Raw genomic sequence first — 2,565 nt, forward strand, 5'->3', positions numbered from 1 at the left:
CTCTCTTATGCCATTGCACTCTGCGGTTGATTTCCATCCAACCTGAGAGAACCTTTGAACGCCTCCGTTACTCTTTCGGAGGCGACCGCCCCAGTCAAACTGCCCACCTAGCACTGTTTCCGTGGCTACAAACCACAGATTAGAATTCCGACATTGAATGGTTGGTATTCCACCGACAACTCCGATACAGCTAGCGCCATACCATCATAGTTTCCCAACTATCCTATACATGCAATGCCAGAACCCAATACCAAGCTACAGTAAAGCTCCATGGGGTCTTTCCGTCCTACTGTAGGTAACCGGTATCTTCACCGGTAATACAATTTCACCAGGCCTCCCGTCAAGACAGCGCTCAAATCATTACACCATTCGTGCAGGTCGGAACTTACCCGACAAGGAATTTCGCTACCTTAGGACCGTTATAGTTACGGCCGCCGTTCACCGGGGCTTCAATTCGGAGCTCTCACTCCTCCTCTTAACCTTCCGGCACTGGGCAGGTGTCAGCCCATATACATCGCCTTACAGCTTAGCATAGACCTGTGTTTTTGTTAAACAGTTGCTTGAGCCTCTTCACTGCGACCTCCAAATGCTTTGTAACGCGTGTTTACTAACATTCAGAGGCACCCCTTCTCCCTAAGTTACGGGGCAATTTTGCAGAGTTCCTTAACGAGAGTTAGCCTGTCCGCCTTAGATTTCTCATCCTGACCACCTGTGTCGGTTTCGGGTACGGGCAGTTATACCTTAACGTTAGAAGCTTTTCTCGGCAGCGTGGGATTTGCACCTTTCCTTTACGTCTCAAGTCTAATCTAGCGGATTTGCCTACTAGATCACTCTACGCGCTTCCACAGGAACTTCCGTTCTCCTGCGTGCATACCCTTCTGCGTCCCTCCATCACAAAATATAACTGGCACAGAAATATTAATCTGTTTTCCATTCGCCTACGCACTTTAGCCTCGGCTTAGGTCCCGGCTTACTCAGGGAAGACAAGCTTTACCCTGAAAACCTTGGTCTTCCGGCGGGGAGGATTCTCGCCTCCCTTCTCGCTACTTATTCCTGCATTCTCACTTCTGATACCTCCAGAGTCCCTTATCAGTTCTCCTTCAACGGCCTACAGAACGCTCTCCTACCAATTGCTTGCGCAATTCCACAGCTTCGGTTTATAACTTAGCCCCGTTACATTGTCGGCGCAGAGACTCTCGACCAGTGAGCTATTACGCACTCTTTAAAGGTATGGCTGCTTCTAAGCCAACCTCCTGGTTGTTTATGAATCTCCACCTCCTTTCCCACTTAGTTATAATTAGGGACCTTAGCTGGTGGTCTGGGTTGTTTCCCTTTTGACAATGGAAGTTAATTCCCATAGTCTCACTCCTGAGCTCTTGAATTATGGTATTCGGAGTTTGATTGAATTCAGTAAGCAATACGCCCCCTAGTTCATTCAGTGCTCTACCCCCATAATTAAACACTCAAGGCTGCACCTAAATGCATTTCGGAGAGAACGAGCTATCTCCTAGTTCGATTGGCTTTTCACCCCTAAACCTACCTCATCTCCCAACTTTTCAACGGCGGTGAGTTCGGGCCTCCACTGTGTCTTACCACAGCTTCACCCTGGACAGGCTTAGATCACCAGGTTTCGCGTCTACGCCCAGCGACTATGTCGCCCTATTCAGACTCGGTTTCCCTTCGGCTCCGTTATACTTAACCTCGCCACTGAACGTAACTCGCAGGATCATTCTCCAAAAGGCACGCCATCACCCTTGCGGGCTCTGACCGCTTGTAAGCACACAGTTTCAGGTTCTATTTCACTCCCCTCCCGGGGTTCTTTTCACCTTTCCCTCACGGTACTATACGCTATCGGTTAGTAAGAGTATTTAGCCTTACGAGATATGGTCCTCGCAGATTCACACAGAATTCCTCGTGTTCCATGTTACTTGGGAGAGAACATACACATCATGCGGTTTACCTGTACAGGATTATCACCTTCTACGATTTAGCTTTCCAACTAATTCCAGTTCAGCGCATAATAATGTTGAATATCTTACAGTTCTTCAATTGTTCTTCCCACAACCCCACATAAGCAACGGCTGTATCCTTGACACTTATATGGTTTAGGCTCATCCCCGTTCGCTCGCCGCTACTTGGGGAATCGTTTTTACTTTCTTTTCCTCGAGTTACTTAGATGTTTCAGTTCACTCGGTACCCTCTTTCGTGCTAAGACTCCATCTTAGCAGATTGCTCCATTCGGAAATCTTGGGGTTAACGCTCGTTTGCAGCTAGCCCAAGCTTATCGCAGCTTACCACGTCCTTCATCGGCTCTTACTACCTAGGCATTCCCTGTGTGCCCTTAAGTATTTTAACCTATTAGTTTTTGTTTAATTTGTTTTGACAGCTAACTCTTCATTATATGAAAGAGTTAAAATTGTATTTGATCTATTATATAGTTTCCAATGTCCATCTATCAGTAATGTAGAACATTACCAATAGAACAGAGAAAGAGATTTGATCTCCTTAGAAAGGAGGTGATCCATCCGCACGTTCCCGTACGGATACCTTGTTACGACTTCACCC

General features: G+C 47.0%; 2 rRNA genes. Both read right to left on the reverse strand.

Annotated features, from left to right (window positions below):
- Positions 1 to 2,355, reverse strand: a 23S ribosomal RNA gene (locus I6E31_12345); the annotation flags it as partial.
- A gap of 154 nt (positions 2,356 to 2,509) precedes the next feature.
- Positions 2,510 to 2,565 (reverse strand): 16S ribosomal RNA (locus I6E31_12350); the annotation flags it as partial.

It is taken from the genome of Fusobacterium varium, assembly GCA_021531615.1.
GTDB classification, from domain to species: Bacteria; Fusobacteriota; Fusobacteriia; order Fusobacteriales; family Fusobacteriaceae; genus Fusobacterium_A; species Fusobacterium_A varium_C.